The organism is Helcococcus sp. SA-HE-C1 (assembly GCF_985670335.1).
In genome coordinates, this window is record NZ_OZ484652.1 from 500,397 (window position 1) to 526,476 (window position 26,080).

Sequence of the window (26,080 nt, forward strand, 5' to 3'; positions counted from 1 at the left end):
GTTACTTATTAATTATATCAAATACAGTATAATATGCAAGTTTTTATTGAGGATATTTACAATACTAAATTATTATAAATATATTTGAGTATAAAAAATATAGGGAAAATTATGCTAAAATTATTAAAAAAATTAGAAAAAGAAGAAATAGTTCAAGAAGCAATGGATAAATTAATGCATGGAAAAATATCATTTATAATCGTACATAGACTATCAACCATAATTAATGCAGATTTAATAATAGTTATGAATGACGGAAATATTATTGAGTTAGGGGCACATGACGAATTAATGAATAAAGATGGATTTTATGCAGAACTTTATAATTCTCAATTTAGTTTATAGAAAATATGTAAAAAAACTAATAATATAGAAGAAATCTACGACATAATTAAAAAGATAAATTATAAAATATCAGATAAATTTTATCTGGTATTTTTGTTATATAAGAAAAATAATATTACTAAAAATTAATATTATAAGATCAAAATAGAAAAACTATTGACTAATGATAATCATTCTCATATAATATTAAAGAATGAAAAAAAAATTGGAGGGATGATGAAAAAAAAATTAGCTATGTTTCTTTTAGCTGTTTCATTAGTTGCTACAGCTTGTGGAAATAATAAAAATGAAACCCAAAAAGAGACAAAAATTGAAACAAATAAAGAATCTGACTCAAGTAAAGAAAGCAGTCTAAACCAAGAAGAATTATATATTAATAATCAAAAACAAAAAGTGGAAGTTCTAAAAGGGGAAAAAGGATATTTAATAGGATTTAAGGATAAGGTATATAATGTTACAAATGAGCAATATGAAGCATTAAAAAAAGAAAATGACTTACTTTTTACATTTGATAAAAAGGTAGTTAAAAACTTTAAGGATGAAGATATTGAATCATATGATAACTATGGAAGCTTCTATCAAGTTTTATTAAAAAATGGTGATCAATTTCAAGTTTTTGATAAACCGTCAAAAACAATAGCTGCTAAAAATGATTATTCAAAATTAAATAATGGTAAAAATATAAAAAATATTTATAAACATGGAGATTATTGGCACGTACTTTATCAGGATGGCACTGAAACAATAACTTACAAAGATCCTACAAAAATTTCTGCTAAGGATTTAGAAAAGTCTAAAGTAAAGGTTACTAAGAGTGAAAACATTGATAAAGAAAAAATCGTTAAAGTATTAAAACATGGTGATCATTATCATATTGAATTAGCAGATGGTACAGAATATATCACATATGATAGACCTACAAATCTACCAAATGGTGTATATATTGGAAAGTATGATGGTCCTGAACATGGAACTCAGTCTGCAAGTAATACGCAAGAAAGCAAATCATCAAGAGAAAGAAACAAACCATCAAAAAGTACTACTACCGAAAAAAATAATAAAGCAAGCAAACAATCCACAGTAGAAAGTTCTAAAAAGAATAATAGTGATAAAAAAACATCAATACCAAAGAGAATTAGAGTAGTTAAGATAGATTTCTTAAAGAAACTAAATATAAAAGAAGTTAAAGTTCATGGAGATCATTATCATGTTTATGATGATAAAGGAAATGAGTACATTACTTATGATAAAAATGTTGTTAATTTAGTTGATAAGGTAACAGAGTATGAAGGTTCACACGGAAACGATAAAGAAGAACCATCAAAGCCTGAAAAACCTAAGGAAACAGAAAAAGAAGAACCATCAAAGCCTGAAAAACCTAAGGAAACAGAAAAAGAAGAACCATCAAAGCCTGAAAAACCTAAGGAAACAGAAAAAGAAGAACCATCAAAGCCGGAAAAATCTAAGGAAACAGAAAAAGAAAAACCATCAAAAGAGTCTAAATCAGATAATGAGATAAAAGATATAGTTAAAAAGGATGGTAAATGGGAAATAACGTTAAATAGTGGTAAAAAAATTATTGTTGATAAACTAATTTATGAAGACGGTAAAATTAAATTTGAAAACGAAGCAAAAGAAGAGCCATCAAACCCAGAAAAACCTAAGGAAAATGAAAAGGAAGAAAATCCTAAAAAAGAATACATTGATCCACAAACGGGGGAAAAAGTAGTAAAAGTATTAAAACATGGAGATCATTGGCATGTATACTATGAAAATGGAGAAGAAACAGTTATAGAAGAAGATCCACAAAAAATATGGCCAGGGATTGAAGTTGGAGAATATGAAGGTTCACATGGTGATCATGAAGATTCAGATAATAATCAAAATGAAGACAACAATAAAACAGAAGATGAAAACACAGATAACAACACGAATGAAAAACCAAATGAAAAACCAAATGAGGAACAAAAAAATCCTTCTGGAAAAATAAATTACGATGAAGTTGAAGCGAGATTAGCCGTTAAAGATTATGAAAAAGCAATAAAATATGGTGGAATGATTTATACTGTAGGGTTTAACAAAGAAACCAATGAATTTATTGTTCCGCATCAAGATCATTATCACAATATTTCAATTGAAAGGATTGCGAATTTAGCAGCAAATAAAACGTTTGGTGATTATACTGCAGAAGAAGTAATAGCAACATTAAAATATTTTGTTGAAAATCCAGAAAAAAGACCTAAAAAAGAAGGTTGGGGAGATTTAGCGGGTAAAGGAAACTCAAGTAATGAAAATAGTGGAGAAAAAGAACTGAATGATGAAAAAAAATTAGACTATATTGCAAAAAAATATGGTGTTAATAGGAATGATATTAGTGAATTTTTTAGAATAGGCAGTACAGTAAATATTTACAAAGATGATAAGAGTGCTAAAGTTCAATTAGAAGATTTAGAAGTAAAAAATGGCAAAGTAACTGAAATTGTTCCATTACCATCACTAGAATAATAAATAGAATATTAAGATATACTAATCTCCTATATTGTATGAAAAATCAATTTAGGAGATTTTTAATATAATAAAAAATAATTTTATATATGAAGATTTTCTTAGTGTGGTGATATTAAATGTATAATTTTTCTGACAAAAAATTTTGAAAATATTTAAATAAAAATATTAGATTCAAAATACACAATATAATTCAACAAGTTCTAAATGAACATTTAGGCAATGCAACGAAAAACTCAAAACATCAATTAAAAGGTAAAAAAGGAAAATTAAAAAAATATATACTGAGATGAGGTTTAGTCGCTAGAGCGTGTTGGACAAATTATATGCTGATTTAAGTATTTGGAGTAATTTAAAATAACTACATTTTGACTACAGAAACGTACTTTTACATAGTTTTACATGATATAAAAATTAATAAAAATAAAAAATCCCCCTATATAAATGTTTTAGATTTATATAGGGGATGTATATTCAATGGTGCAGGTAGAGGGAGTCGAACCCCCACGCCGGGTAGGCATCAGATTTTGAGTCTGACGTGTCTGCCAATTCCACCATACCTGCCGATACATGTTATTTTAACATTTTTTGAAATAAAGTTCAAGTTGTATTTTTTTTAATTTTTCAACATATTTGATATACTTATATTATCAAAAACAAATAGTAAAAATAGAAATCATAAAAATATTAACATTAGAAGGTTAAGAATATTATTAAAAGAAAATAGAGGTCAATTAATGAAAAAAATACTACTTATAGATGGATCGAGTTTAATATTTAGGGCATTTTATGCGATTAAGAATTTGTCTACAAGAGATGGAGTACCGACAGGTGCGGTATATGGTTTTATAAATATGTTTAGATCAGCAGTAGACAAGGTAAAACCGGATTATATTTTAGTTGCATTTGATAAAGCAGGTCCGACAATACGTACTAGAGAGTATGCAGAATATAAGGGAACACGAGATAAGACTCCAGATGAACTACTAACTCAATTTGGCATGGTACGTGATTTATTAGATTCATATCACGTAAAACATTATGACATGGATGATTATGAAGCTGACGATATAATTGGGACATTATCTAAAATAGCTACAGAACAAGGTATAGAATCATATATGCTTACAGGAGATAGAGATTATTTCCAATTAGTTAGTGAAAATGCAAAAGTTCTTTATACAAAAAAAGGAATATCAAATTTGGATATATATGATTTGGATAAAGTTAATGAACAATATGAAATTTCTCCAGAAAAATTAATTGAAGTAAAGGGATTAATGGGAGATTCTTCTGACAATATCCCGGGAGTACCAGGAGTAGGAGAAAAAACTGCAATAAAATTAATAAAGCAATTCGGTAGTATCGAAGGAATTTATGAAAATATAGATAAGATTTCTGGGAAAGTTTTACCCCAAAATTTAATAGATAATAAAGAAATAGCTTTTATGTCGAGAAAATTAGGAAAAATATTTACAAATTTACAATTAGATTTTAGTATAGAAGATTTAGAAGTTAAACAAGAAAATAGAGCTGAATTATATGAAAAATATAAACTTTTAGAGTTTAATACGCTAACAAAAGAGTATGCTTCAGAAGTTAGTGAAGCTTATGATTTTGATTCACATGTAGTGGGAATAAATAGAATTGGTGACATTTATGCGTATATAAAAAGAAATAAAAAGTTAGTGTTCGATTTTATCTTTGATGGTGATTATTTAAGTAGTGAACCCAAATATGTAGGAATTAAAGGTGATAAAAGTAAAATTTTACTTGTAGATTTAGAAAAAGACAAAGAAATTTTTAAATCTAAATTTAAGGAACTATTTGAAGATAAAGAAATTGAAAAAGTTGGATTTGATATAAAAGGTCAAATAGTTTTATTAGATAAAATGGGCATAGATTTACATTCTAATTATTTGGATTTAATGCTAGTTTCGTACTTAATTAATCCAAAGGGAGATTATTCAATTAAAGATATATCAATTTCAGAATTAGATGTAGATATAAAATCATTAGACGAGTATCTAGGAAGTGGAAAAAATAAAAAAGATTTATCCTCTCTAGAATTGGTATTAGTTGAAGAATTCGTATCAAATAATATTATGGTTATTTCAAAATCAAGTGAAAAATTATTAAAAAAACTTGAGGATGCAAAAATGAAACACTTATTATATGATATTGAATTGCCCTTAATTAAGGTGTTAGCTGATATGGAAATTGTTGGTGTACAAGTTGATAAAAGTGAACTAGATATTATTAATGAAGATATTTCAAAAAGAATTGAGGATATAACACAAAAAATATATGATATTTCAGGCGAGGAATTTAATATAAACTCACCTAAACAATTAGGAGAAATATTATTTGAAAAAATGAAACTTCCAGTTATAAAGAAAACAAAAACTGGGTATTCTACAAATTCTGACGTTTTACAAAAGTTAAGAGAATATAATGAAATTATACCATTAATTGAAGAGTATCGTACAATAACAAAGTTAAAAAATACTTATTTAGAGGGTTTATCAACAGAAATAAAAAAAGATGGGAGAATCCATTCAAAATTCAAACAAACTGTTGCTGCAACTGGAAGATTATCTTCAACAGATCCAAATTTACAAAATATTCCAATTAGAACATCAGAAGGAAGATTAATAAGAAAAGCATTTGTATCTGGAGATAATAAAAAGTTGGTTTCTGCCGACTATTCACAAATTGAATTAAGAATATTAGCAGCTTTAAGTGGAGATGAGAATATGCTAAATGCCTTTGAGGAGGGCGTAGATATTCATACTAAAACAGCCTCAGAGGTTTTTAATGTTAAATTAGAAGATGTAACAAAAATGCAAAGATCAGAGGCAAAAGCTGTAAACTTTGGGATAGTTTATGGTATATCAGATTATGGGCTTTCCGAAGATTTACAAATTACCAGAAAAAAAGCAAAATCATACATCGAAAACTATTTAGCGTCATATCCAAAAATTTCAGAATATATGGATTCGATTGTAAAATGTGCAAAACAAGAAGGTTATGTAGAAACACTTTTCAATAGAAGAAGATATATACCGGAATTAAAATCATCTAATTTTAATGTTAAATCATTTGGAGAGAGAATAGCGTTGAATACTCCTATTCAGGGGACTGCAGCCGATATAATAAAAATAGCAATGATAAAAGTATATACTAGACTAAAGTCTGAAAGCCTTAAATCAAAATTAATATTACAAATTCACGATGAATTAATAATAGAAGCTCCTAATGAAGAAGTAGAAATCGTAAAAAAAATAATAAAAGAAGAAATGGAATCAGCAATAAAATTATCAGTTGAATTAATAGTTGAAGTGGAAGTAGGAAATAACTGGTATGAAATATAATAAAAAAATAATAGCTATTACGGGATCTATTTCTACCGGAAAATCTACGGTAACAGAAATTATAAGAAAAAAAGGGTATTTAGTTATTGATGCAGATTCAATTACACATGAACTAATGAAAAAAGGAAAAGTCAATTATAATAATATTGTAAATTATTTTGGAGAATGTATTTTAGATAAGAATAAAGAAATAGATAGAAAAAAGTTAGGAAATATTGTTTTTAATAATAAAGAAAAGCTAAAAGCATTAAATAATTTGACCCATGATAATATTTTTAATAAAATAGATATGTTAATTAATCGGTCAGAAATAAATATAATATTTTTAGATATAGCCTTACTATTTGAAAGTTTTAAGAATTATATTACTGACCTGGGAATTGATGAGATTTGGCTGGCATATACAACACCAAATCTTCAATTAGAAAGATTAATGAAGAGAAATTCATTAAAAAAAGAAGATGCAATAAATAGAATTAACAGTCAAATGAGTATTGATGATAAAGTATCTAAGTCGGATTTTGTACTTTATAATACCAAAGATGTTAAATTTCTTGAAAAGCAAGTGATAAAGAGGTTAAATAACTTATGAAAGTTTTAAAAAAATTAATAAAAATAATATTAATATTTTTATTAGTATTTCTAGTAATAATGTTTGGAGTTTTTTATAAGGTAACAAATGATAAACATCAACCATATATGAAAATAATAGATAAATATTCTCAAGAATATAATATTGAAAAAGAATTGTTATTCTCAGTAATAAAGGCGGAAAGTAGTTTCAATAAAGATGCAGTTTCTAAAGTAGGTGCATCAGGTTTAATGCAACTCATGCCGGATACAGCAAAATGGATATCAGGGAAATTAAATGAAAAATTTGATAAAGAGGTCTTAAAGGATCCAGAAAAAAATATTAAATACGGATCATACTATTTATCATATTTGATAGGTAAATTCAGAAATATCGACTATGCTTTAATGGCGTATAACGCTGGTCCAGGAAATGTTGAAAAATGGATACAGGGAGATATATTAAAAGGTACTCCTGATGATGTTGAAAATGTACCATTCAAGGAAACTAAGGCATATATTAAAAAAATTAAAAAAAATTATAAATTAAATAAAAAAATATATAGTTTTTATTATGATACTAATGAGAATAGAGCTAAGAGAGCATTTAAATTATTAAAGCATTCTTTATTGGATATTTTTAGATATTAAGCTTTACAATCTATGAATAATGGAAAATATTAAAATAAGTGAACTAACTAATCTAAATAAAAAGATAGTTGTTCACTTATTTTATTTACAATACTATTTTATTGAATTACTAGTAAAATAGAATCAATTTAACTATTATGTTATAATTAAAACGAATATAATACTAAAAAAAGAAAAGGGGTAAATATGGTATTTTCGAAAGTTATTCGAAATGGATTTTATATTCCAGGCAATAAAGAACTGAGCCGAGGAAATGAATATATAATAATACCGGCATCAAATATAATGAAATTTCCAATGTTGCAACATATTGGTACACCAGCAAAACCAATAGTGAAAGTTGGAGATTATGTAAAAGTAGGAGAGAAAATTGGTAATAAAGTGGGTGCAATTTCAGCCAATGTTCACTCTAGTGTGTCAGGAAAAGTTGTTAAAATTGAATACAGTAATGCTACAAGAGGAAATAATGTATTATGTGTTTATGTTGAAAATGATGGAAAATATGAACTTGGGTATGAAAAAATAGATAGAGATTACCAAAATCTAAGCTCCGAAGAAATAGTGAGAATAGTAGAGGAAGCGGGCATTACAGGTTTAGGTGGAGCATCTTTTCCAACTCATGTAAAGTTATCTCCGTCCGAACAGGTTGATCATGTAATACTTAATGGGGCAGAATGTGAACCATACCTAACATCTGATGATACAATGATGAGAAATTTTGCTGAAGATATTATCGTGGGATTAAAAATCGAATTACATGCATTAAATGCCCCCAATGGCTATATTTTAATAGAAGACGATAAACCAGAAGCGATAAAAGCAATAAAAGATGCATCGAAAGATGATGCAAATATAGAAGTAGTAGTAGCTGAAACAAAATATCCACAGGGTGATGAAAAACGTGTTATAGATGCTGTTCTGGGAAAAGAAATCCCTTTTGGAGAAAATACATATAAATCAGGTGTAATAGTGTCAAATGTTACAACGGCATATGCAATTAAGCAAGCGGTCTGTCACAATAAACCTTTGTATGAAAGGATAGTGACCTTTACAGGAGAAGCTATGAATAAAAAATTAAACGCTCTTATTCAATTTGGAACTCCAGTAAGAGATTGTATAAAATATATAGGTGGAACAGATAAAAATATAATAGATAGAATTATATTTGGCGGACCAATGATGGGATATAATCAAGATGATTTATCAGTCCCTATTGAAAAACCTACAAATGCAGTCTTAGCCTTATCAAAGGAAGAAACAGAAAAACCTGATAGAGATCCATGTATTAAATGTGCAGCTTGTGTTGAAGTATGTCCAGTTGGTCTGCAACCATTTAATTTAGAAGTGTTGATTAGTAATGGAAAAATAAAAGAAGCAAAAGCAAATAATGTTATGAGTTGTATAGAATGTGGTCTTTGCTCATATATTTGTCCATCACATATTCCGTTAGTGGAATCATTTAAAGAAGGTAAGAGAATGATTAGAGATTTAAAATTAAAAAAGGGGGAAAAATGAATAATGTAGTTAAAAATAGATTTAAGGCCCCTCATATTAGAACAAAAAGAACAACTAAATCTATAATGTTAGATGTTATAATTGCACTCTTACCATCAATTTTTGTAGCAACGTATTTCTTTGGTTTGAGAGTATTACTCTTAACTTTAGTCACAGTAGCAGCCAGTGTATTATCAGAATATGTTATTCAAAAATCATTTAAGAAAAAACTTAGAGTTAGAGATTTATCTGCAGTGGTGACTGGCATGTTAATCGCTATGAACTTACCCGTAGGATTTCCTTTTTGGATGGCTATAATTGGAGCTATATTTGCAATTGTTATTGTTAAAGAAATATTTGGAGGGATTGGTCAAAATTTTATGAATCCAGCATTAACTGCAAGAGCTTTACTATTGGTGATGCTGCGCAGCACAAACTGGAACATTTACATGGGATGGTGTAGCAACAGCAACTCCTTTGTCTTGGCAAACCATTTTCTCTTTTAGATTTATTCATTGGTCAAATACCAGGATCATTTGGTGAAGTATCAAAATTGGCAATATTAATAGGTTTAGCATATCTTATCTATAGAAATGTGGTTAACTTAAGAATGCCAATAGCATATATTTTAACTTGTGCAGCGTTACTCTATTTACTTAAATATGATATAGAAGATACGATTTACCAATTAATGTCGGGAGGAATTATTTTTGCTGCGGTATTTATGATTACTGACTATTCAACTTCTCCTATGAGTCCAAAAGGGCAATATATCTATGTAATTGGTGCTGCAATTTTAACTGTTGTTATAAGATTATATGGTGGATATCCAGAAGGAGTTTCCTTTGCGATAATAATTATGAATGTATTTGTACCACTAATTGACAAATATGTAAGACCAAGAGTTTATGGAATAGGAGGAGAAGAACTATGAAAAAAATAACCTCATACTTAAATTTATTATTTATAATTTTAATTTCCATAGCATTAGTAGTTGGTGCAAATTTATTACTAAAAAAGGATGAAAAAAAAGATTCAGGTATTCCTTTAAACGTTTTTCCAAATATAACAAAGGAAGAAGTAGTAGAATTAAAGGAAGAAAATGAAAATATTAAAAGTGTAAAAAAAGTATCGGACGATAGTGGAGAAAAAGGTTATATATTTGAAGCTGTAGCAAAAGACGCATTTGGAGGAGATATAGATTTTAAAATCGGCATTTCAAATGAAGGGAAAATTCAAGGTTTTGAAACTATTTCACATTCAGAAACAGAAGGATATGGTGCAAAAATTGCAGAAAAAAAATATCAAGAAAGTTTCAAGGATATAAATGTTACAAATGGTGTAAAGCCAGGATCAGATAATAAGGAGAATGGAGAAATACAGGCTATATCAGGAGCAACAATAACTACACAGGCACTAACAAAAGGCATAAATAATGTGCTATCGGCTATGTCACAATTCACAGATAATGTCAAACCAGCATCAAAAGAAATGCCATACTATTCAGAAAAATTTAAGGACTTATTTGTTAATATACCTGAAAAACATAGATATCAAGAATTTATGAAAACAGATATTTACAAAGAATCCGTAAAAAGAATAATGAGAGTATATAGACCGGGTAAAAAAGAAGGTACATTAGAATTAGATTCATATTTAATATACGTTAAAGCACAAGGATTTGGTGGAGAAATAGACTATGTATTAAGAATAAATAAAGAATTTAGAGTTTTTAATGTATCATTTGCAAAACATAATGAAACAGAAAATTATGGAAAATATATTGAGCATAAAAAATTCATAAATGCATTTAGGGGGCTTAATCTTGAGAAAAACTTTATAACAAAAGCTATTAAATTAAGAAAAAATCCAATTGGAGAAAAAGATATACTTTTAATATCTGGTGCTACAATAACATCCCAAGCGATTCAAAATTCATTAAATGATGTTATTGAAACATTAGCTAAATTTACAGATCATTATGCTTATGACAGTAATTTTAAGACTATTTCAACTGATAAAATTTTTAATGATGTAAAAAAATCGACAAAAAAAGGTGAAGTACAAAAAATTAGCTTTATAGCCGATGATATATTTAAAATAGATGAAAAAGTTGAACAATAGGAGGGAAAATGATGAAAAAAATTAAAGACAATATAATCATGAATAATCCTGTTATGGTTCAAAGTTTTGCTTTAATTCCAATTTTATCTTTAACAAAAGACTTAAAACAGGCGTTAGTAATGGGGCTTGCAGTTATATTTGTAATGTTAAGTTCAAATCTATTTGTGTCGATATTTAAAAAGATAATCCACGAAAATGTAGAATATATTGCATACATGACAATTATATCTGCATTTTCAACCATTTCAGTATTGTTTATAGAAAAATATTTTCCAACCATTGCCTTAAATATGGGGATATATTTACCATTAATTGCCGTAAATACATTAATTCTACATAGAGTTAGAACTTATGCTATTTTTCAAAATGTAAGTAATTCAATAATTGATGCGATAACAAATGGGTTCGGTTTTTTATTTATAATGCTAGATGTAGCTGTTGTAAGAGAATTGTTAGGTAAAGGTAGCATATTTGATACACAAATTATACCTACAAAATTTACTTTACCAATAGTTTCAACTCCTGCATTTGCATTTATAATATTAGGATTATATTTTGGTTTCTTCAATTGGTATGTAAGACATCAGAAATTGAAAGGGGTTAGATAATGGAATATTTAAGCATAATAATTGCATTAGTATTTGTTAATAACATTCTCGTATCACAATTTATGGGATTAAATGAAACGTTAGCATCATCAAACGATGAGGGAAGTGCTTTTTCTATGGCAATGGCTACTTCAATTATTACGACAATAGTGGCTATTGTAACAAAATTGGTTCATGATAATATTTTAGTGAATTTGAATATGGAATATCTAAATTTACTTATATTTGTTCTAATAGTAACAATAATAATTACTATTTATAATAATATATTAAAATTGACAAATAATAGCTCATTTAATTCGCTTCAAAGATTTATGCCAAATGTGGTGGCAAATAGCTTAACTTTAGGAATTAGTTTAATAGTAGTAAATACAAAACAAAATCTATTAGAAACATTGATATATGCAATAGGAGTTTCTATTGGTTTTTCATTAATACTTATTCTTATATCAGCTATAAACGATAAATATAGATATTCAAGTGTCCCTAGACAGTTTAGAGAAAAGGCACTTACGCTTATTTCCCTGGGTTTAATATCATTAGCATTTTATGGATTTAAGGGATTAATATAAAATTTAATCTTATATTAAATAAAAAGGAGAATTATGAAAAAAAAAGAAAATAAAGGAATAAATAGGTATAGCATATTTCTATATTCATTTGCATTAATTTTATTTGAAATATTTATTTTTGAAATAGTTTTAGGCAGAAAGGATATAATAAAATATAGATTTTCATTAACGCTAGGGATACTATTAACAATACTATTAATTTCGATGATTTCAGTAATATATGTATCTAAAGACTTAGAGATACTAAAAGAAAAAATTATAGATAATAAAATTTTATTAATTGTTTTAATTATTGCAACATTTATATTTGTCTACATATTTAATGTATTTTTAAATTTTGTATTAATTAATATTCCAACAATACCTTTTATAGCTACAATAGTAGTTTTATATATTTTTGGAAAAATACTGGAACATAGATGATATCAAACTTCGTATCGTGTAAGAATAATTTTACATGGTACGGAGTTTTTTTAATATAATCTTAATGCTCAATATACTATATATCGATAAAAATATAAAAAAAAATTGACATAAGTACAATATATAGTAAAATTTATATAGGAGGATTATATGAAAGTTATAAAAAGAAATGGTGCCATAGCGTCATTCGACAAAGAAAAGATAATAATAGCTATTGAAAAAGCGATGAATTCATTCACAGGAATTTTTGAAGAAGGTTTATCCCTTAAAATTGCAAATGAAATAGAAGAATTAGCAGAACAACTAAATAGAGAGATTACAATACATAGAATCGAAGATGAAGTTTATTATAAATTAATAAAATATAATAACTTAGCTACAGCTAAAGCCTATGAGTCATATAGATCAGTTCAAGAGTTTAAGCGAAAAATGAACACGATAGATAGCGCTGTTTTAGGAATATTGGATAAAACTAATGACGAAATTCTTAATGAAAATTCAAACAAGGATGCAAAAATCGTAAGTACACAAAGAGATTTAATAGCGGGAGAAGTTTCAAAAGATATAGCTAGAAGAAAATTAATTCCATCAGACATATTATTAGCACATGATACAGGTGCTATACATTTCCATGATATGGATTACATAATGCAACCAATGTTTAATTGTTGCCTAATAAATTTAAAAGATATGCTTGAAAACGGAACAGTAGTAAATGGTAAGAAGATTGATTCTCCAAAAAGTTTTCAAGTAGCATGTACAGTAACTACACAAATAATTGCTCAGGTGGCTAGTGGCCAATATGGCGGACAAAGTATAAATTGCATAGATACCATTTTAGCACCATTTGCAAGAAAATCTTTTGAAAAATATTATAAAATAGCACTTAATGAACAAAGAAATATTTATAATATAGAAGAAGATTGTGAAAAAGCTGAAGAAATAGCATGGTCTAGAACTAAAAAAGAGATACGTGATGGAATACAGACTATACAATATCAGATTAATACTTTAATGACTACAAATGGACAGGCACCATTTGTTACGCTTTTTATGCATTTTGAACCTGGATTTGAATATGAAAAGGAAGCTGTTATAATACAAGAGGAAATTTTGAAACAAAGGTATCAAGGTATAAAAAATGAATCCAATGTTTATGTCACTCCTGCGTTTCCAAAATTAATTTATGTATTAGATGAACATAATGCAAGTGAAGATTCTAAATATTATTATATTACAAAGTTAGCAGCAAAGTGCACTGCAAAAAGAATGTATCCTGATTATGTTTCAGCAAAAAAAATGAAGGAATTATATGAAGGAAATGTTTTTAGTCCAATGGGTTGTAGATCATTTCTATCTCCATGGAAAAACAATAGTGGAAAATATGTTTTTAATGGAAGATTTAATATGGGGGTAGTAAGTCTAAATTTACCACAAATTGGGATATTAGCAAATAAATCTGAAAAGAAATTTTTTGAAATACTAGAAAAAAGATTATTATTAGCAAAAAAAGCACTAGAGCTACGATATGAATTATTGAAGTATTCTACTAGTGATGTTAGTCCAATTCACTGGCAATATGGAGCTATAGCAAGACTAAAAAAAGGTGAAAAAATTGATAATTATTTACATGATGGTTATTCAACACTTTCACTTGGATATATTGGTGTTTATGAAACTACTAAATTAATAACAGGGGAGAGTCATACTACTGAAGTAGGAGAAGATTTTGCTAAAAAAATAGTTTTTCGCTTGAGAAGTGCTTGTGATAAATGGAAAAAAGAAACAGGTTTAGGCTTTGCACTTTATGGAACACCAGCAGAAAGCCTAACTCATAGATTTTGTAAAATTGATAAAGCAAGATTTGGTGTTATTAAAGATATTACAGATAAAGGATATTATACTAATTCATATCACGTTGATGTTAGGGAAAATATTTCTGTATTTGAAAAATTTAATTTTGAGTCCAAATTTCAATCACTATCTACAGGTGGTATGATTTCTTATGCAGAAATACCAAATATGAATAATAATATTGAAGCAGTAGAAACATTAGTTAGATATATCTATGATAATATAATGTATGCAGAATTTAATACTAAGTCTGATTATTGTCATAATTGTGGATTTGATGGAGAAATTAAAGTTAATGAAAAAAATAATTGGAAATGCCCAAATTGTGGGAATGAAGACAAGGACAAACTGACAGTTATAAGAAGAACATGCGGTTATCTAGGTGAAAATTTTTGGAATGAAGGTAGAACAAAGGAAATAAATTCAAGGGTATTACATATATGAAAAATTTCGGTAATTTTGGACAAATTAGAAAGTATGATGTAGCAAATGGATTTGGTATAAGAGTTTCCATTTTTTGTACTGGCTGCACACATAATTGCCCTGGTTGCTTCAACAAGCTTTACCAAGACCCTAATTTTGGTAATCAATGGACAGAAAATGAGACTAATTTAGTAATAGAATATATGAAGGATCCAGCTGTAAAGGGCTTAACACTTTTAGGAGGAGAACCATTTCAAAATACTTGGTTAGTTGATGTTGTTAGAAAAGTAAAGAAGGAAACAGATAAGGAAATCTGGGCATACTCTGGATATATTTATGAAAAGTTAATAGAAGACCCTGACAGATTAGAATTGTTAAAAGAATGTGACATTTTAATTGATGGGCCATTTATACAAGAAAAAATGGATTTAAGATTGAAATTTCGAGGAAGCTCTAATCAAAGAGTAATAGATGTAAAGAAAACTTTGAAATCTGATAAAGTAGTTTGCTTAGATATTGATAATATAGATAGTATTTAAGAGTATTGAAAAAGTTCATGTGTCATTTTATCTTAAATATAATTAGTAAAATTGTATATAAAATGGTAAAATGTATTTATAGAAAGGAGATGAAATGACGGAATATACAAGATGTCACTGGGCTGAAGATAATGAATTGTCTAAAAAATATCATGATGAAATTTGGGGAGTACCATGTAGAGATGATACTAAACTTTTTAAGTACTTAGTATTAGAAATATTTCAGTCAGGTCTTAGTTGGCAGACAATATTAAATAAAGAAAAAAATTTCGTAAAAGCGTTTGATGAATTTGATATTGAAAAAGTGTCAAAATTTGATGATAAAAAAATTTATGAATTATTAAAAAATGACAGTATTATTAGACATGAACAAAAAATAAGAGCTAGCATAAATAATGCGAATAAAATTTTAGAAGTTCAAAAACAATATGGGAGTTTTTCAAACTATATTTGGTCATATACATTTGATACACCTATAATAAATAATTGGGACAATAAATTTGAAGTACCAACAAACAATCCTTTATCCGAAAAAATTTGTGAGGATATGAAAGAAATGGGATTTAAGTTCATTGGACCTACTGTAATTTATTCATATCTTCAGGCCATAGGTATTATTAACAATCATATATCTGACTGTGATTTCAAATACAAAGATTGATACATCTTTTAAAATAATTGAGAGGAGAAATTATGAGAAGAAACAATTTATTAAGAACGACATCAATTTTAATTTTCATTTTTGCAATTTTAGGAATTATGATTATACCATTCTCATGGATGCTATCAACTGCACAAGCATTATTAAATTCATTATTTGATGGAGTTTTTAAGGGCTTTTTAGGAATATTTTTAGGGATAGTTACAATGATAATAAATTTATTTAGATTATATGTTAGTTTCCAAGGTTTTAGACATTCAGGGAACCAATTAAAATCAGAATCAATTAATAAAATTTGGTATTATAATAGTTGCAATAGATATAATCAACATAATTATATCTGTAAAAGTATTTGTAACTATAAGACTAGTATTAAGTATACTCTACCTATGGGGTGCATATCAGTTAAAAAATAATAAGTTTTAATATAAATCACAGAATGAAAGTTCTGTGATTTTTAATGGAGGAATTATGAGTATTTTGACAGTTTCAAATTTATATCATAGCTATGGTGGCAGAGAAATTTTAGAAAATGTAAATTTTAGATTATTAAAGGGTGAACATGTAGGGCTAGTAGGTCCAAATGGAGAAGGTAAATCATCTTTTATGAATATTATAACAGGTAAGCTCATACCAGATAATGGATCTATAGAATGGGCAAAATATGTAAAGGTCGGATATTTAAATCAGCTAGCATCATATCATAAGGATGTAACAATAAGAGAAGTATTACAAGATGCGTATTCAGACTTATTTGAGAAAGAATCAAGAATAAACGAAATTTATAGTGCTATGGCAGATGCGTCAGAAGAATCAATTAAACAATATGATGGAAGAAGTGGGGCTTCTTCAAGATATCATTGAAACAAGAGATTTTTATGTTATTGACTCTAAGATTGATGAAATAGCAAATAGTATGGGGATTATAGATTTAGGACTTGATACAAAATTTCAAGATTTATCAGGTGGACAACGTTCTAAAGTTCTTTTGTGTAAGTTGCTTTTAGAAAAACCAGATATTTTAATGCTAGACGAGCCAACAAACTATTTAGATGAAAATCAAATTGAGTGGTTAAGAAGATATTTGCAAGAATATGAAAATGCATTTATACTGATTTCGCACGATATTGAATTTTTAAATTCTGTAATTAACTTAATATATCATGTTGAAAATAAAGAATTAAATAGATATGTAGGAGATTATTCAGAATTTGAAAGATTACATGAATTAAAATTAAAACAAATTGAAAATGCCTACAAAAAGCAACAACAAGAAATTAGAAGACTTGAAGATTTTGTTGCTAGAAATAAAGCAAATGTTGCAACACGAAATATGGCTATGTCAAGACAAAAATTATTGGATAAAATGGATAGAATAGAACTACAAAGAGAAAAACCAAATCCAGAATTTAATTTTAAGGAAATAGGATCTACTTCAAAACTAATTTTCGAAACTAAAGATTTGATAATAGGTTACGATAAAGATAATCCTTTAACAAAGCCGCTAAATTTAAGAATGGAAAGAGGGGACAAAATTGCAATAACAGGAATGAATGGACTCGGTAAGACAACTCTTGTGAAGACTATACTTGGAGAAATAAAACCAATTTCAGGAGAAATACATTTTGGTCAAAATTTGCATATTGGATATTTTATGCAAGAAGAAACGTATGAATCTCAAACAGCTATTGAAGAAATTTGGGATGAATTTCCTTTTTTATTACAAAATGAAGTTAGAGCTGCATTGGCAAAATGTGGACTGACAACAGAACAATATGAATCACAGGTTAAAGTATTGTCTGGTGGAGAGAAAGCAAAAGTACGACTTTGTAAAGTTATGAATAAGCCAACAAATGTAATTATGTTAGATGAACCTACAAACCATTTAGATAATCAAGCTAAGGATGAATTAAAAAGAGCTTTAAAAGAATATAATGGTGGGATATTTTTAATATCTCATGAAAAGGGATTTTATGATGAAATATCTACTATAATATGGGATATGGAAAAATTTAGTACTATATTTAATAAATAAAAGTTAATTTAATACAAAGAAGCAACAAAAAACTAGTTTGGGTATGAGCTAGTTTTTTGTTGCGATTAAGAGATATGAAATAATAAAAACTAAAGTGAAATTGGGGATTTAAAAGTTTTTATTACAACTGATCTATTGACTGTGTTCTTATCTCTTTAACATAAATAGTAAGGATTACTTACTATATTTTTATTTTAACATGAGCTTAGAAACAAGTGTGTAACAGTTTTGTAATATTTCAATTATTTTAACATTAAATTTTTATATATTTTTAATTCTATTGATTTTTAATTTTAAAATATTAATCATCGATTAAATCATATTTGACTACAGTTATAGTCTAAAATTATTTTATAATCATTGTTAGGTGATAATGGATATGTGACAAAAAAATAAAAAAATAGGAAGCCATCTGGTAATATAAGTCTAACTACAAACAAATTATCAGAAAGAGAGGCTTCCTATGAAAATTAGTATAACAGAAGAAATGAGATTTCGTCAAAAAGTTGTAGAATATGCGATAAAACACAAAAACAATGCAGAGGCTGCAAGAAGATACAAAACTAGCAGACAACAAGTGCAAAGATGGCTAAAAAAATATGATGGAAACGTAGAATCCTTAGCAAATAAATCAAGACGTCCACATAGCCATCCCAATAAACATACACAAGATGAAATAGAATTACTTAAGAAAAAATATCAATATCACAAACATGAAGGATTAGCTCAAGTATATAGAAAATGCCTTGACGCAGGATATAGAAGAAGCTATGGATCAATGTGCAAACAAATAAAAAAACTTAAAAACTATGAAAAACCTAAGAAAATAAGTTATCCAAAAAGCAAATATAAACCGTTGAAAGGAAAATATCCAGGAGAGTTTGTAGAAATAGATGTAAAATATGTTCCGATTGAATGCATAGGTTTTAAAAGCAATCACGAAAGATACTATCAAATAACAGCAATAGACCTATAGAGTAGAAAAAGAATCCTTAAATTAGTAAATGAAAATAGTACTTATGAAACCTCAAAAATGCTAAAGACAATAGAACAAGACTTTGGGTTTAAGATAAACACAGTACAGACAGATAATGGTAAAGAATTCTGTAATGATAGAGAACAAAAGCAATCAGCATTCGAAAAGGTTCTAGAGTATTTAGGTATAGAATATATACGAACAAGACCATATTCACCGTGGCAAAATGGAGTAGTAGAAAGAAGCCATAAGATAGACAATGCTCTATTTTACAGCAAAAGAAGATTTAAGAGTGAAGAAGAAATGTATACATCGTTTCAAAGATATAGCGTAAGAACAAATAATATAGCAAGAAAGGTATTAGCTTTTAAGACTCCAAATGAGATGGTTGAAAGCTATTTCAAGAGGGCTTCATAAGGCTACAAATAATGCATATCCCTGTCAATGTTCGCTTCGCTTTTCCCCTTGACAGAACTATACATTATTTGTGTAGAATTTATATGCTCTTTGAAAAATATTATTAAATGGTTTTCTTGTCACATATGTTTGACAACTCTAGAGAAATATAACATAACAAAGGAAATATATATTTACAAATATATATTTTGTGATAAACTATGATTAGAAAATTAATATTATATATTAATTTTGACAAAAATTAGTAACTTATTTTAATAGGAGGGAAAATGGATGATAAGAAAAAAATAAACAAAAAATTTATTTTAAATACCATCAAGAAATTTACAATTAGTGCCTTAGTTGGTGCAATGTTAATTAATTCAAGTGCATTCACGGTAAATGCCCAAGAATCAAGGGGGGGGGTAGATAGACAAGCTACCCAAGGTGGAGAAAACACCAATCAAGCTGATACTGACGTAGCAGTACAAAAACCTGATGGAGATGGAAAAGTAGTTTTTGAAAAAGACGGATTTAGATTTGAATTAATAGATGATGTTGAAGCAAATAAAAAAGAAAGATATAACGGGGAATATGTTAGTGATTGGCGTCATAAAAGATTAAATATTACTTACTCAGGTGCTAAAGATATTGAAGACGTTTCATTAAAATTATCACTTCCTACAGAAGTATCTAATAAAGAAGAAAATGAAAGTGACTCAAATAAGATTTATCTTAAATTGAATAATGTTGAAGATACTAAAAGTTATACTAGAGAGAATAATCAGTATATTGAAATAAATCTTAAAAATATAACTTCCACTTATAGCCGTTCAATTCCTTTGGAGTTTAAAACAGATTCATATGCTAAATTAGTTGAGAACCTAAGAGTAACACTAAGCAAAGTAGATAATAAACTTATAGACACTAAAATGCAAGTGGAACAAAAAGGACTGCTTAAATTAACAGAAGCAGATTTAATTAATACTAGACTAGATGTTTATGATTCAGGGGACAAGGTTTCAAATAAAAGAATACTTGGATATCAAGATTTAAATCCAGAAGCCCCTACTATAGAACGTAAGAATTTGCATTTAACTTTCAATTCAAGATTTAGAGGTAAAGATGCTCATAAAGGACCAGCATATGTATCTAATATAAGCTCAGAAATAAGATTTCCTTCTGAATTGAAGGAAGTTACAATAGAAGATTTAACATCGAAATATAATACAAAAAAAATAAATGCAACAACATACAATGTAGCATTTTCTAATAAAATAGTTCATAAAAACGATTCTTCAGAATATGAGTTAGATTTAACTATCTCTGAGATTAAACATTCGGGAACGGATCCATTAGTTGAAAATCCAGAGCAATTTATTTTTAGTAAGTTTCATATCGATAGTTATGGTGCACCTCCGATTGAGAAACAAAAAACACTTAGAATGTCAGCATCGATTTTTGGAGAAACTATAAACTATGAAGATAAATTTTATTGGTATTTCAGAAATACAGGTCTAAAAGAACCCAATAAAATTGGACACAACTATAATGATTGTTTAGGATTTCCATCTATAGAAATCCTAAAAAAAGAATATAAAAAAAATCCAGAGATAATATCAAATGTATTCAATAGTCAAATATTTGTTCAAAAAGGTAAAAATAATAAACTTACATTTACCAATATTAAAAAAGAAATTACCATGCCTACAGATAGTGAAAATAAACCACTATACAAGATAAAAAGTATATCTTTTGTTGGCGATGCTAAAGAACAAATTAAAGATAAAGATATTATTGTAAAAATAAATGATACAGTATTAAATAAATCTACTGAAAAAGAAGGCTTTTATGAAAATACATTGAGTGACGATGTATCGAAATATACTATTGACGTAAAATTTGTAGAACCTATAAATTTACCTAAATCTGGAAATCAAGATGAGATTTTTAAATATATTAGAGTAGATTATGATGTAGTCGACATAGATAAAGCTGAACAATTCTTTGAAAAGCCTACACAAGCAAGAACTTTTCAAAAGTCAATTCATGATGTATCATCTGTATATAATAACGACAAACAAGAGGCTTCTATTGTTACAGGTCCAGCATTTGCACAAATAGTCCCGGGAATTTTACAGGATTTAAAAGTATCATCGCCCAGTTACAATTATGGTAGGGAATTATCATTTAATAGGTTGAATCAAACTATACAAATTGGTAAATATCATTTAAATACTGATTTTGGATATATACCCCCTAACGGGTACTCTTTATCTAGGTTTCGTCATCTAGATAAAGAACGTTATAAAGGTGCATATAATATTGGTAAAGTAACCATGAAAGCAGAAGTAACACCAGGTCTTGAAATTGACTATTCTGAATTCAAGAATGTCGAAGGATTTTCATACGAGAAAACTACTGAAGGTGATAAAACTGTATACACCGCTACATTAACTAATGTAGATGCATATAAAGCGTTTTCTACTGATCATGTTGATGGTAATTTAGTAGGTAAGATTTTAAGAGCACCTGCCACAGCTACAGAAGGTATTTTCAAGGGTAAAAAATTTTCAACAGCAAATATTAGTATGAAATATAGCGTATTTGTAGAAGATACACCGGAGAAACTTCAAGTTCCGGATACACTAAAAAAAGGTAGCGAATCATCTCTGACATTTACGGGTCAAATTGTAATGCCACAGGGACTAAGTCTAGAGCATTCATTCTCAACATCACAAGATGAAAACTACAAAAATACTGATACTGTAGGTTCGGTACTTCACAATGAAGATGTCTATCTAAAAGCATCATTTATTAATCTAGATAGTGTAGTTCAAGAAAATAAAGGATTTATATTCTTCTTACCAAGAAAAAATGGATATACATTCACTGGCTCTCAGACAAATAATCATGATGTGTATTTGAAAGAATTACCACAAAATGATAACTACAATGTCTACTATACAACAGATACACTAAGTGAAAGTAGTACGCATGATAACACTACATGGACACAAGTTACCAAACAAAACGATGCTGTTAATTTACAAGATATTACAGCAGTTAAACTAGAGCGTAAAAGTCCACTTCCAGCATATACAGTTGATGAGATTAAACTTAAAGTATTAACACCTAATGAAGACATTGGATATGATGTAGACTTTAAGTCATATGTAAGCTTGTATGATACAAAAACAAAAGTGGTATCATCTCCAAATATATCAACATTTAAGATTGCACCATTAAAAGCAGTTACAACTAATGTTGCTATACCTCACGGAGAAAATGTAACTGAAAATCCAGCAGTACCAGAAGGTGAACAAAGAGTAACTGAAGGTCGTGATGGAAATATTGCAACAACAAAACACTACAAACAAAGAAATGGTGTAATAGTTGATGAAGATAATCCAGTGAGAGTAGATGAACCAGTAAGAAGAGATCCAGTTGCTAAAGAAATAGTAAACGGTACAGGGGTACTACCAACACTTGCCGTAAAAGAAGACTATGTAAATAATGCTACAAACAAAGTAAGTGTAAAACCTGATGATGCAAATACTCAAAAAACAAACGTTAAATTCTATAACCAGGCTGGTCAAGTAGTTGACAAAGAAATAAACGCCCTACAATTAAAATATGGGACAACTCTTGATGAATTAAAACAAATGCTATATGCAAATGATAAAAATACTGGAGATATCGATTTATCACGTGTGACACATACATTTAAGGACGATAACAATCCATTTACTGACAATAAAGCAACAAAAGTTGGAAGTGGATATAGCGTGACATTTAAGATTGTTGATGAGCATATGACTGATAAATTCACAGAACTAACCGTACCATTTGAAGTACTAGAAGCAGATAGAGTATTCTTACCAAAAGAAGATATAGCATTTAATCAAAAAAATGAAACCACTGAAAGAAATCAAGCTGGTAATTTAATAACTTATGTAGGTAATGTAGAAAATAAAACTGAAGCGATACCAATGCAAACTATCTACAAAAAGCTATATAAACAAGATGGTACACTAGCAGATGGTATTACTAAAGACGAACTTCCAGAAGACTTAGCATTTGGACAAAGCTATGTGAAAAATGCAGGAAGTGAAGGAACAAAGAAAATAAAAGTAACTTATGACGTATATCCAAAAACTGGTGAAACTACAAATCCTAGAGAAGAAGTAATAAGTGAAACTACAAATCATAGAATAGAGTATGTAAATAATCGTCAAATGATTAATGAAACTGAGAACTTTACAACACGCTATGAAGCAGATGATACACTAGACTTCAAACAAGAAAAAACAAAGACTGAAGGTAAAAACCGTATTAACAAATACTATGAAATATATCTAATGGATGATAAAGGTAGTGTATTTAAGCCTGAAGAATCACCAAATAAAAAAGATATAGACGGACTATCTGAAGTTAAGAAGATTACAATTGAAAATCAAACTTTAGAAGAAAAAGTAGTTGGTGTAGGTAATGTAGAAAATAAAACTGAAGCAATACCAATGCAAACTATCTACAAAAAGCTATACAAACAAGATGGTACACTAGCAGAAGGTATTACTAAAGACGAACTTCCAGAAAACTTAGCATTTGGACAAAGCTATGTGAAAAATGCAGGAAGTGAAGGAACAAAGAAAATAAAAGTAACTTATGACGTAAATCCAAAAACTGGTAAAACTACAAATCCTAGAGAAGAAGTAATAAGTGAAACTACAAATCATAGAATAGAGTATGTAAACAATCGTCAAATGATTAATGAAACTGACAACTTTACAACACGCTATGAAGCAGATGATACACTAGACTTCAAACAAGAAAAAACAAAGACTGAAGGTAAAAATCGTATTAACAAATACTATGAAATATATCTAATGGATGATAAAGGTAGTGTATTTAAACCTGAAGAATCACCAAATAAAAAAGATATAGACGGACTATCTGAAGTTAAGAAGATTACAATTGAAAATCAAACTTTAGAAGAAAAAGTAGTTGGTGTAGGTAACGTAGAAACCACAAAAACCCCAATCGACTTTAATACAACTTATCAACCAAAAGAAGATTTAACATTTGGTGAAAAGAAGGTATTAGTAGAAGGGAAAACAGGGACTGAAACAATTAAATACCAATATGATGTAAACCCACAAGATGGTTCACTAAGCAATAAGAGAGAACAATCACGTGAAACAGAAGAAAAAGCTAGAGATAAAGTATTTGGTGTAGGTAACGTAGAAAATAAAACTGAAGCAATACCAATGCAAACTATCTACAAAAAGCTATACAAACAAGACGGTACACTAGCAGATGGTATTACTAAAGACGAACTTCCAGAAGACTTGGCATTTGGACAAAGCTATGTAAAAAATGAAGGAAGTGAAGGAACAAAGAAACTTAAAGTAACTTATGAAGTAAATCCAAAAACTGGTGAAACTACAAATCCTAGAGAAGAAGTAATAAGTGAAACTACAAATCATAGAATAGAGTATGTAAATAATCGTCAAATGATTAATGAAACTGACAACTTTACAACACGCTATGAAGCAGATGATACACTAGACTTCAAACAAGAAAAAACAAAGACTGAAGGTAAAAACCGTATTAACAAATACTATGAAATATATCTAATGGATGATAAAGGTAGTGTATTTAAACCTGGAGAATCACCAAATAAAAAAGATATAAACGGACTATCTGAAGTTAAGAAGATTACAATTGAAAATCAAACTTTAGAAGAAAAAGTAGTTGGTATTGGTAACATTGAAACCACAAAAAACCCAATCGACTTTAATACAACTTATCAACCAAAAGAAGATTTAGCATTTGGTGAAAAGAAGGTATTAGTAGAAGGGAAAACAGGGACTGAAACAATTAAATACCAATATGATGTAAACCCACAAGATGGTTCACTAAGTAATAAGAGAGAACAATTACGTGAAACAGAAGAAGCTAGAGATAAAGTAATTGGTGTAGGTGCTAAAAAGGTAGAAGAAGTCACACTAAATCACGGACATCAAGAAACTACCGATAACCTATTAACTAAGGGAGAAAGAAAAGTAATCCAAACTGGTAAAAATGGACTTGTAAAATACACATATAAATATGTGGTAAATCCAAGTACAGGGAAATTTACTGGAAGAGAAGTTCTTGAAAGAGAAGTGTTAGAACAAGCACAAGATGAAGTAGTTGCAGTTGGAACATTTGAATCAAGTAAGGGACAACCAGAAACTCAGGAAACACTTCCTGAAGCTCCTACAGAATCAAAAGGAGAAGCAGAAACTCAGGAAACACTTCCCGAAGCTCCTACAGAATCAAAAGGAGAAGGTAATACACCAAAAGAAACATCAAAAGAATTAAAACCTTCAAAACCAGAAAATCCAGGTACTGGAGATGCAGGAATTGCAGGAGCGGCACTAGTTATGGTAGCATCAGCTGCAGCATACCTAGGACTTAGAAAAAGAAAATAGTTTAAGATAAAGAAGTTGCTTGAGAGTAGAGTAAATCTATTCTGAGCGACT

General features: G+C 28.4%; 20 protein-coding genes, 1 tRNA gene and 1 pseudogene. 21 read left to right on the forward strand and 1 reads right to left on the reverse strand.

The features are described from left to right. Positions 1 to 141: 141 nt before the first annotated feature. Together AC4KN9_RS02715 and AC4KN9_RS02720 are read left to right on the forward strand one after the other, a co-directional pair. A pseudogene (locus tag AC4KN9_RS02715) lies at positions 142 to 345 on the forward strand (ABC transporter ATP-binding protein); the annotation flags it as partial. Positions 346 to 561: 216 nt separating this feature from the next. Then, positions 562 to 2,850, forward strand: coding sequence for a hypothetical protein (locus AC4KN9_RS02720; RefSeq protein WP_491017128.1), 2,289 nt, complete (start codon positions 562 to 564; stop codon positions 2,848 to 2,850). Between the two features lie 478 nt (positions 2,851 to 3,328). Here AC4KN9_RS02720 and AC4KN9_RS02725 read toward each other — a convergent pair. Beyond that, positions 3,329 to 3,414: transfer RNA gene (locus AC4KN9_RS02725), tRNA-Leu, on the reverse strand. A 173-nt stretch (positions 3,415 to 3,587) separates the two neighbouring features. Between AC4KN9_RS02725 and polA the strand changes: the two genes are divergently transcribed. From polA to AC4KN9_RS02820, 19 genes are all read left to right on the forward strand, one after another. After that, a complete protein-coding gene (polA, locus tag AC4KN9_RS02730) occupies positions 3,588 to 6,224 on the forward strand; it encodes a DNA polymerase I (protein ID WP_491017129.1) in 2,637 nt (878 codons plus the stop codon). Next, the gene (gene coaE / locus AC4KN9_RS02735) at positions 6,214 to 6,816 is read left to right on the forward strand and encodes a dephospho-CoA kinase (RefSeq protein ID WP_491017130.1); all 603 of its coding nucleotides are present in this window, start codon (positions 6,214 to 6,216) and stop codon (positions 6,814 to 6,816) included. The genes polA and coaE overlap by 11 nt, the downstream gene beginning before the upstream one ends. Further along, positions 6,813 to 7,445, forward strand: a complete 633-nt coding sequence (locus AC4KN9_RS02740) for a lytic transglycosylase domain-containing protein (protein ID WP_491017131.1) — start codon at positions 6,813 to 6,815, stop codon at positions 7,443 to 7,445. The genes coaE and AC4KN9_RS02740 overlap by 4 nt, the downstream gene beginning before the upstream one ends. A 186-nt stretch (positions 7,446 to 7,631) precedes the next feature. Further along, positions 7,632 to 8,960 carry an electron transport complex subunit RsxC gene (gene rsxC, locus AC4KN9_RS02745; protein WP_491017132.1) on the forward strand — a complete coding sequence of 443 codons (1,329 nt, stop codon included), beginning with the start codon at positions 7,632 to 7,634 and terminating at the stop codon, positions 8,958 to 8,960. Further along, on the forward strand, positions 8,957 to 9,445 hold the full coding sequence (locus tag AC4KN9_RS02750) for an RnfABCDGE type electron transport complex subunit D (RefSeq protein WP_491017133.1): 489 nt from the start codon (positions 8,957 to 8,959) through the stop codon (positions 9,443 to 9,445). The genes rsxC and AC4KN9_RS02750 overlap by 4 nt, the downstream gene beginning before the upstream one ends. A 47-nt stretch (positions 9,446 to 9,492) precedes the next feature. Further along, complete coding sequence (locus AC4KN9_RS02755; RefSeq protein WP_491017134.1) at positions 9,493 to 9,873, forward strand: RnfABCDGE type electron transport complex subunit D; 381 nt, start codon at positions 9,493 to 9,495, stop codon at positions 9,871 to 9,873. Then, positions 9,870 to 11,063, forward strand: coding sequence for an FMN-binding protein (locus tag AC4KN9_RS02760; RefSeq protein ID WP_491017135.1), 1,194 nt, complete (start codon positions 9,870 to 9,872; stop codon positions 11,061 to 11,063). The genes AC4KN9_RS02755 and AC4KN9_RS02760 overlap by 4 nt, the downstream gene beginning before the upstream one ends. Positions 11,064 to 11,074: 11 nt before the next feature. Next, on the forward strand, positions 11,075 to 11,671 hold the full coding sequence (locus AC4KN9_RS02765) for an Rnf-Nqr domain containing protein (protein ID WP_491017136.1): 597 nt from the start codon (positions 11,075 to 11,077) through the stop codon (positions 11,669 to 11,671). Further along, complete coding sequence (locus AC4KN9_RS02770) at positions 11,671 to 12,243, forward strand: Rnf-Nqr domain containing protein (protein WP_491017137.1); 573 nt, start codon at positions 11,671 to 11,673, stop codon at positions 12,241 to 12,243. The genes AC4KN9_RS02765 and AC4KN9_RS02770 overlap by 1 nt, the downstream gene beginning before the upstream one ends. 33 nt (positions 12,244 to 12,276) lie before the next feature. Beyond that, positions 12,277 to 12,666, forward strand: a complete 390-nt coding sequence (locus AC4KN9_RS02775) for a hypothetical protein (protein WP_491017138.1) — start codon at positions 12,277 to 12,279, stop codon at positions 12,664 to 12,666. A gap of 150 nt (positions 12,667 to 12,816) precedes the next feature. After that, the gene (nrdD, locus tag AC4KN9_RS02780) at positions 12,817 to 14,964 is read left to right on the forward strand and encodes an anaerobic ribonucleoside-triphosphate reductase (RefSeq protein WP_491017139.1); all 2,148 of its coding nucleotides are present in this window, start codon (positions 12,817 to 12,819) and stop codon (positions 14,962 to 14,964) included. Beyond that, entirely contained in the window at positions 14,961 to 15,482 is a 522-nt protein-coding gene (gene nrdG, locus AC4KN9_RS02785) for an anaerobic ribonucleoside-triphosphate reductase activating protein (RefSeq protein WP_491017140.1), read from the forward strand. The genes nrdD and nrdG overlap by 4 nt, the downstream gene beginning before the upstream one ends. Before the next feature lie 94 nt (positions 15,483 to 15,576). Next, complete coding sequence (locus tag AC4KN9_RS02790) at positions 15,577 to 16,143, forward strand: DNA-3-methyladenine glycosylase I (RefSeq protein WP_491017141.1); 567 nt, start codon at positions 15,577 to 15,579, stop codon at positions 16,141 to 16,143. Positions 16,144 to 16,175: 32 nt separating this feature from the next. Beyond that, positions 16,176 to 16,559, forward strand: a complete 384-nt coding sequence (locus AC4KN9_RS02795; RefSeq protein WP_491017142.1) for a hypothetical protein — start codon at positions 16,176 to 16,178, stop codon at positions 16,557 to 16,559. Between the two features lie 55 nt (positions 16,560 to 16,614). Beyond that, the gene (locus AC4KN9_RS02800) at positions 16,615 to 17,007 is read left to right on the forward strand and encodes an ATP-binding cassette domain-containing protein (protein ID WP_491017143.1); all 393 of its coding nucleotides are present in this window, start codon (positions 16,615 to 16,617) and stop codon (positions 17,005 to 17,007) included. Continuing rightward, entirely contained in the window at positions 16,970 to 18,178 is a 1,209-nt protein-coding gene (locus tag AC4KN9_RS02805) for an ABC-F family ATP-binding cassette domain-containing protein (protein WP_491017144.1), read from the forward strand. Before AC4KN9_RS02800 ends, AC4KN9_RS02805 begins: the two co-directional genes overlap by 38 nt. Before the next feature lie 463 nt (positions 18,179 to 18,641). Further along, on the forward strand, positions 18,642 to 19,154 hold the full coding sequence (locus AC4KN9_RS02810; protein WP_491017145.1) for a helix-turn-helix domain-containing protein: 513 nt from the start codon (positions 18,642 to 18,644) through the stop codon (positions 19,152 to 19,154). A 57-nt stretch (positions 19,155 to 19,211) separates the two neighbouring features. Next, positions 19,212 to 19,571: a hypothetical protein gene (locus tag AC4KN9_RS02815; protein WP_491017146.1), complete on the forward strand. Its 360-nt coding sequence runs from the start codon at positions 19,212 to 19,214 to the stop codon at positions 19,569 to 19,571. A 269-nt stretch (positions 19,572 to 19,840) separates the two neighbouring features. Then, on the forward strand, positions 19,841 to 26,029 hold the full coding sequence (locus AC4KN9_RS02820) for a G5 domain-containing protein (RefSeq protein ID WP_491017147.1): 6,189 nt from the start codon (positions 19,841 to 19,843) through the stop codon (positions 26,027 to 26,029). Positions 26,030 to 26,080 lie beyond the last annotated feature (51 nt).